We start from the raw sequence: 7552 nt of genomic DNA on the forward strand, positions 1-7552 counted from the left end.
TAGGCTGCGCCCGGCCATCCGCCGGGCTGCGGCCGCGGTGCAGCGCTGAACGACGCGGTGCGGAGAGGTCCTTCAGTGACGATTACCAAGGGCGGCCAGCCCGCAGAGGAATCACCGGCGCCCGCCGCCGGTGGCGGGACTCCTGACGGAGCCGGAGAGGTCCGGCGTGCCCGGCGTGACCGGGGCAGGGATCCGCGCATCTCCGCGATGACGCTGTCCGGGCTCCTCGCGCTGGGGCTGGGCGTGGCGGCTGCGGTGCTGCCCGTCCCTTACGTGGTGGAATCGCCGGGGCCCACGTTCAACACGCTGGGCACGGAAAATACGAAGCCCGTCATCAGCGTTTCCGGCCGCGAGACGTTCCCTGCCAAGGGGAACCTCGATCTCACCACTGTCTATGTCGACGGCGGCCCCAACGGTCCCGTCAGTGTCTTTGAGGCGTTCTCGGCATGGCTTGACGGCTCCAAGGCGGTGTACCCCGAGGAACTGATTTTCCCGACGGGTGTGACCAAGGAGGAATCGCAGCAGGAAAGTGCCGTGGCCATGGCCACGTCGCAGGAGAATGCGGTGGCGGCGGCCCTGAAGGGGCTCGATATCCCTTACGTTCAGAAGCTCGAAGTGGCGGATCTGTCCGATGGCTCGGCCTCGGCGGGCAAGCTGAAGAAGGGGGACGTCTTCACGTCCATCAACGGCAAGCAGGTGACGTCACTGGAAGTGATCCAGGAGGAACTGGCCGCCGGAAAGGGGAAGCCGGCAGCCGTCGTCGTAAGCCGGGACGGCAAGCAGGTCACAGAAACCGTGACACCGGCCAAGAACCCCTCCGGACGGTACATCCTGGGTGTGCTGCTGCAGTACCGCTTCACGTTCCCGTTCGATGTGAAGATCTCCCTGGACAAGGTGGGCGGCCCGAGCGCCGGGATGATGTTCGCCCTGGGAATCATGGACACCCTGACGCCCGGGGATCTCACCGGCGGAAAACACATCGCCGGGACGGGCACCATCAGCCCCGACGGCGTGGTGGGTCCGATTGGCGGCATCGCGGTGAAGATGCACGGCGCCCGGGCAGACGGCGCCACCATGTTCCTGGCCCCTGCTGCCAATTGCGCCGAGGTTGTTGGGCATATTCCGGACGGGCTGCAGGTGGTCAAGGTGGAAAACCTGGACGAGGCAAAGTCCGCCGTGGAGCTGGCCGCTAAGGGCGCCGACACGGCGGGACTTCCGGCCTGCACCAACAACTAGACTAAATCGAGGAACTAAGGCTCCGGTCCGCTCGTGGCACTAAATGACAGCCGGTGCCGGCGCTCTGCGTCCCATCCACTGAAACTCAAAAAATTAAAACAGCAACTGACAAAGCTATGAGGTACGAGTTTGTCCCGTCCTGCCAGCCCCACCCCGCCCGGAAAACTGCAGACAAGGCGCGGTGCATTGACGCCCACGCTCATTGTCGTTGCGCTGGTTGTTGTCGGGTTCATCTTCTTCGCCAACGTGTGGACGGACGTCCTGTGGTACCAGCAGCTTGGCTACTTCCAGGTGTTCCTGACGGAGAACCTGGCGCGGATCGGCATTTTCGCCGCCGGCTTCCTCATCATGTTCGCGGCCGTGTTCTACGCGATCCGCATCGCCTACCACGCCCGGCCCGTCTACGCGCCGGACTCCGATATCCGGGATAACCTCAATCGCTACCAGGCGCAGCTGGAACCCGTACGGCGGGTGGTCATGATCGGCCTGCCCGTGCTGTTTGGCCTCTTCGCCGGCAGCGCTGCCTCCAGCCAGTGGCAGAAGGTGATGCTGTTCTTCAACCAGGAGTCCTTCGGCCAGCACGATCCCGAGTTCGGACTGGACATCGGCTTCTACCTCATGACGCTGCCGTTCCTGGGCTTCGTCACCGGATTCCTGATCAGCGTGGCGATCGTTGCCGGCATCGCAGGCATCCTCACGCACTACCTCTACGGCAGCATCAGGATCATGGAGCGCGGCATCTTCACCAGCCGCGCCGCGCAGATCCACCTCGCCGTCACCGGCGCCTCCTTCCTGATCCTGCTGGGCCTCAACTTCTGGCTGGACCGCTACTCCGCGCTGCAGAACAGCGGCGGCCACTGGGCCGGCGCACTGTACACCGACGTCAACGCCGTCATCCCCACCAAGGCAATCCTGGCCGTTGCGGCGGCCCTCGTGGCCATCCTTTTCATCGTTGCGGCCGTCATCGGCAAGTGGCGGCTCCCGGTCATTGGCACGGCGATGCTGGTTATCACCTCCATCCTGGCCGGCGGCGTCTACCCGTGGGTCATCCAGCAGTTCCAGGTCCGTCCGTCAGAGCAGACCCTGGAGCGGAAGTACATCGAGCGCAACATCGGCATGACCCGGGCAGCCTACGGCCTGGACCAGGTGAAGGTGGAGCGGTACAACGCCACCACCACCACCACGCAGGGCGCCCTGGCTCCGGACGCGCAGACCACCGCGAACATCCGGCTCCTGGATCCGAACCTGATCTCGGACGCCTTCTCGCAGCTTGAGCAGTTCCGCCCGTATTACCAGTTCCCCAAGGCGCTCAACGTTGACCGGTACACGGTGAACGGCAAGGTGCAGGACACCGTCATCGCCGTGCGCGAGCTCAACCCGGACGGGCTCAGTGCCGACCAGCAGTCCTGGCTGAACCGGCACATCGTCTACACCCACGGCTACGGTGTGGTTGCCGCGAAGGGCAACAAGTTCACGGTCGACGGAAAGCCGGAGTTCCTGCAGTCCGGTATCCCCTCCACCGGTGTCCTCGGCACTGACGCGACCTACGAGCCCCGCATCTACTTCGGTGAAGACTCCCCGGAGTACTCGATCGTGGGTGCCCCGGAAGGCGCACCGCACCGCGAACAGGACCGCCCCGCCTCGAAGGAGGGCGGCGAGACGCAGTACACCTTCACCGGAAACGGCGGCCCGAACGTCGGCAGCTTCTTCAACAAAATCCTGTACTCGATCAAGTTCCAGTCCTCGGACCTGCTGCTGTCCGACGGCGTGAACGAGGCCTCCCAGATCCTGTACGAACGCAACCCGCGTGAGCGCGTGCAGAAGGTGGCCCCCTACCTGACGGTCGACGGCAACGCCTACCCCGCCGTCGTTGACGGCCGGGTCAAGTGGATCGTGGACGGCTACACTACCAGCCAGTACTACCCCTACTCGCAGCAGGAGCAGCTCTCCGACGCCACCGCGGACTCGCAGACCACCGCCGGCCGCAACGTGGCGCTTCCCAACAGCTCCGTCAACTACATCCGCAACTCGGTCAAGGCCACCGTGGACGCCTACGACGGCTCCGTCACCCTTTATGCCTGGGATGACCAGGACCCTCTCCTGAAGGCGTGGCAGAAGGTGTTCCCTTCCACCCTGAAGCCGTACTCGGAGATGTCCGCCGCAGTCATGAGCCACGTCCGCTACCCGGAGGACCTGTTCAAGGTCCAGCGTGAACTGCTGGGCCGTTACCACGTGACGGACCCGGTCAGCTTCTACAAGAACGACGACGCGTGGAGCGTTCCGAACGATCCCACCGTCTCGCAGGAGGTCAAGCAGCCGCCGTTCTACATGTCGCTGCAGATGCCCGACCAGAAGACGCCTGCCTTCCAGCTGACGTCGTCCTACATTCCGCAGGTGGTCAACAACAACGCCCGCAACGTCCTCTACGGCTTCCTCGCAGCTGATTCCGACGCCGGTTCGCAGAAGGGGGTGAAGGCGGAGAGCTACGGCCAGCTCCGGCTCCTGCAGGTTCCGCCGGAATCCCAGGTGCCCGGCCCTGGCCAGGCACAGAACAAGTTCAACTCCGATCCCACCGTTTCCCAGGCGCTGAACCTGCTGCGGCAGGGTGCATCGGATGTGCTCAACGGCAACCTGCTGACACTTCCCGCCGGCGGCGGCATGCTCTACGTCCAGCCGGTGTACCTCAAGTCCACGGGTGAGACCTCCTACCCGACGCTGCAGAGGGTACTCGTGGCCTTCGGCGACAAGATCGCCTTCGAGCCCACCCTGGACGAGGCCCTCAACAAGCTGTTCGGCGGCCGCTCCGGAGCCAGCGCCGGGGACTCTCCGAATAACGGCAAGACACCCACGTCTCCGGGCACGACGCCGACTTCGCCGGGCTCGGAGGATGCCAAGGCGGCGCTGAAGGCAGCCCTGGATGACGCCAACGATGCCATCAAGGCCGGCCAGGCCGCGCTGGCGAAGGGCGACTTTGCGGAGTATGGCGTGCAGCAGAAGAAACTGTCGGCCGCGCTGCAGAGGGCGCTCGACGCCGAGGGAAGGCTGGGCAGCACCGGAACAGCCAGCAGCCCGACGTCGCCGTCCGCGTCGCCGACGCCGACACCCAGCAGCTGATTCACTGACTTACTGCTGATCCAGTGAAAGGCCGGCCCTCCCTGCGAAGGGGAGGGCCGGCCTTTCGCATGGGGGCCACGTGTTTGGGGCGCCCGAGACGCAGATCACGTCATTTGGATTTGGCCTCGTGTTCACCGGCCGGTAGAGTAGTTCTTGCGACGCGGGGTGGAGCAGTTCGGTAGCTCGCTGGGCTCATAACCCAGAGGTCACAGGTTCAAATCCTGTCCCCGCAACTGAAGAAAGAACCCGGATCACCGTTTGGTGGTCCGGGTTTTTTGCTGTCTGGATTTTTTCGGGGCCCGGGTTTTGGCTGCGACCCATCATGCTTTCCGTGCGGTGGGGCCGCGTGGGGAGGGTCACAGGTCCGGTTGGCCGCCGTGGTCAAAGCGTCCGCGAAAGTAGGGTAATGTTAACCGAGCGACGCGGGGTGGAGCAGTTCGGTAGCTCGCTGGGCTCATAACCCAGAGGTCACAGGTTCAAATCCTGTCCCCGCAACCAGAAGGAAGCCCTGGCCACAGTGTGGTCGGGGCTTTCTGCATTACCGGAGCATTTGTTCATGTGCTCAGGGTTCCTAGTATTCTCTATTCGCAGGGCCCGGAATTCCTGGCCGGCGCAGCGCGCCCACACTGGTCAGTCATTCTCGAGAGGAACGTGTAGCTCGATGTCCACAACGAAGAACAAGTCCGGAACTGCCCGGGGCAAGCGCGCCAGGCTGTTCTGGGCGGTGCCGGCAGCGCTCGTGGCCCTGGTGCTGGTGGTGCTCCTCGCCAAGTGGATCACCGGCCTGCCCGCCGTTCGCGACTTCATTGCGGACTACCCGGGGCACTCGGAGCTTCCGGCCGGCGCCCCTGTCGGCTTCCCGGCCTGGCTTGCCTGGCAGCATTTCCTGAACGCCTTCTTCCTGCTGCTCATCATCCGTTCGGGCTACCAGGTCCGCACCACCACACGCCCCGCCGGCTACTGGACCCGGAACAACAAGGGCCTCATCAAGACCAGGACGGCGCCCACCAAGATCAGCCTGGACCTCTGGTTCCACCTGACACTGGATGCGCTCTGGATCCTGAACGGGCTCGTCTTCGTGATCCTGCTCTTCGCCACCGGGCAGTGGACCCGGATCATCCCCACGTCCTGGGATGTCTTCCCGAACGCGGTCTCAGCAGCCCTGCAGTACGCGTCGCTGAACTGGCCTACGGAGAACGGCTGGGTCAACTACAACGCCCTCCAGTTGCTGACCTACTTCGCCACGGTGTTCATCGCCGCTCCGCTGGCCTTCATTACAGGCCTGCGGATGTCCGCCGCGTGGCCCAAGAGGGCCGCCGGGCTGAACAAGGCCTTCCCGATCGAGGCCGCCCGCGCCGTGCACTTCCCGGTGATGATCTACTTCGTGGCGTTTATCGTGGTGCACGTATTCCTGGTGCTGGCCACGGGGGCGCTGCGCAACCTCAACCACATGTACGGCGGCAGCGACGACGCCAGCTGGGTCGGTTTCTGGTTCTTCGTGGCTTCCATCGCCGTCATGGTGGGGGCGTGGTTCCTGGCGCGGCCGCTGTTCCTGCGCCCCATCGCGTCCCTCATGGGCAAGGTCACCAACCGCTAAGGCGTGTGACCGGGTTGCCGATCACCTGTCCTTGAGCTGTTGGTAGGTCTCCAGCGCCCGTTCCCGGGATTCCTGCAGGCCCACCAGCGGTCCGGGGTAGCCGGACGCCGCCTCCGGATTCTTCCACGGCTCATGAACGGTCCGGTCATCCAAACCGGCCAGTTCGGGCACGTAGCCGCGCAGGTAAGTGCCTCCGGCGTCGAACTTCTTGCTCTGCGTCACCGGATTGAAAATCCGGAAGTAGGGCGACGCGTCCGCGCCCGAGCCTGCGACCCACTGCCAGTTGGCCGGGTTGTTCGCCGCGTCCGCGTCGACGAGGGTGTCCCAGAACCAGGTCTCGCCGAGGCGCCAGTCCGCCAGCATGTTCTTGACCAGGAACGACGCCGCCGCCATGCGGACCCTGTTGTGCATCCAGCCGGTCTGCCACAGCTGCCTCATGCCGGCGTCCACGAGGGGATAGCCCGTCCGGCCCTGCTGCCAGGCCCCCAGTTCAGCGTCCGACGGCGTTTGCCAGGCAAAGTGGTCGAACTCCCGGCGGTAGTTTTGCGTGGCCAGGTCCGGGTTTTCGTACAGCAGCTGCCAGCAGAATTCCCGCCACCCCAGCTCGCTCCGGAAGATCCCGACGTCGGCCGGGGCATGCCGCGGGAAGCGTTCCCGGAGGGAATGCCAGACCCGGAAGGGGCTGATCTCGCCGAATCGAAGGTGCGGCGAGAGGCGGCTGGTGCCTTCCACGCCCGGTAGGTCCCGCCCCTTGCCATAGTCCTCCACCGGGCCGTCCAGTAAATCCTCCAGCCGTTGGTGGGCGCCCTCCTCGCCCGGAGTCCATGTCGCGGCGAGGCCGCCGCTCCAGTCCGGACGCCGGGGGAGGAGCCCCCAGCCGCCCAGCCGGTCACCGGCCGGCGGGTGGCCGGACGAGCCGGCCGCGGGGTGCGGCATCTGCTCCGGTGGATCGGCCGGATGCCGCGGTTCGGCACCGGCCAGGCAGGAGCGCCAGAACGGCGTGAAGACCTTGTACGGCCCGCCGGAGCCGGTGCGAACCGTCCACGGCTCGAACAGCAGATTGGCCTGGAAGCTGGTGGCCTCGATGCCCTGCCCGGCAGCCCATTCCTTGATGCCCGCGTCGATGGCCCGCTCCGGCTGGCCGTACCGCCGGTTCCAGAACAATCTCGTGGCGCCGGTCTCTGCGGCAAGGTCCTCGATGACCGCTGCTGCGGCGCCACGGCGCAGCAGCAGGCGTGACCCGTGCGCTTCAAGACTGGCGGTGAGGGCCGACAGGGAGTGGTGGAGCCACCACTTTGCTGCGGCGCCCAGCGGGCGGATGCCGGGGGAGTCCTCGTCGAGGATGTAGACCACGCTCAAGGGGTCGGGCAGGGCGGCTGCGGCGGCGAGGGCGGGGTTGTCGTCAAGGCGCAGGTCGTCCCGGAGCCAGACAATGGTGGAGGCCATGGGTTCACGCTACACGTCCGGGGGTGGCGCGTCCTTGAGACGGCGGAGGCCGGGATCCCGGTGGATCCCCGCCCCCCCCCGCCGGGCGGCGGGGGGCGCCCGGGTAGGTGGGCGGGGTTGTAATATAAAAAAAAAACAACCCACCAGAACCCCCCCAAA

4 protein-coding genes and 2 tRNA genes are annotated in these 7552 nt (G+C 65.6%); 5 read left to right on the top strand and 1 reads right to left on the bottom strand.

Annotated elements, in window-relative coordinates; all coding sequences use genetic code 11:
* The first annotated feature begins 75 nt into the window (after positions 1-75).
* The 5 genes from ACFRAH_RS20235 to ACFRAH_RS20255 all read left to right on the top strand — a co-directional run bounded on the left by ACFRAH_RS20235 (position 76) and on the right by ACFRAH_RS20255 (position 5947).
* Positions 76-1236 carry a PDZ domain-containing protein gene (locus ACFRAH_RS20235; protein ID WP_377992702.1) on the top strand — a complete coding sequence of 387 codons (1161 nt, stop codon included), beginning with the start codon at positions 76-78 and terminating at the stop codon, positions 1234-1236.
* A gap of 129 nt (positions 1237-1365) precedes the next feature.
* Positions 1366-4350: a UPF0182 family protein gene (locus tag ACFRAH_RS20240; protein ID WP_377992703.1), complete on the top strand. Its 2985-nt coding sequence runs from the start codon at positions 1366-1368 to the stop codon at positions 4348-4350.
* A 159-nt stretch (positions 4351-4509) separates the two neighbouring features.
* A tRNA-Met gene (locus tag ACFRAH_RS20245) sits at positions 4510-4583 on the top strand.
* A 188-nt stretch (positions 4584-4771) separates the two neighbouring features.
* Positions 4772-4848: transfer RNA gene (locus tag ACFRAH_RS20250), tRNA-Met, on the top strand.
* Between the two features lie 163 nt (positions 4849-5011).
* Entirely contained in the window at positions 5012-5947 is a 936-nt protein-coding gene (locus ACFRAH_RS20255; protein WP_377992704.1) for a cytochrome b/b6 domain-containing protein, read from the top strand.
* A gap of 21 nt (positions 5948-5968) precedes the next feature.
* Here ACFRAH_RS20255 and ACFRAH_RS20260 read toward each other — a convergent pair whose 3' ends face one another.
* Positions 5969-7393, bottom strand: a complete 1425-nt coding sequence (locus tag ACFRAH_RS20260) for a cryptochrome/photolyase family protein (protein WP_377992705.1) — start codon at positions 7391-7393, stop codon at positions 5969-5971.
* Positions 7394-7552: the final 159 nt, after the last annotated feature.

It is taken from the genome of Arthrobacter sp. NPDC056727, assembly GCF_042790555.1.
GTDB lineage: Bacteria > Actinomycetota > Actinomycetes > Actinomycetales > Micrococcaceae > Arthrobacter.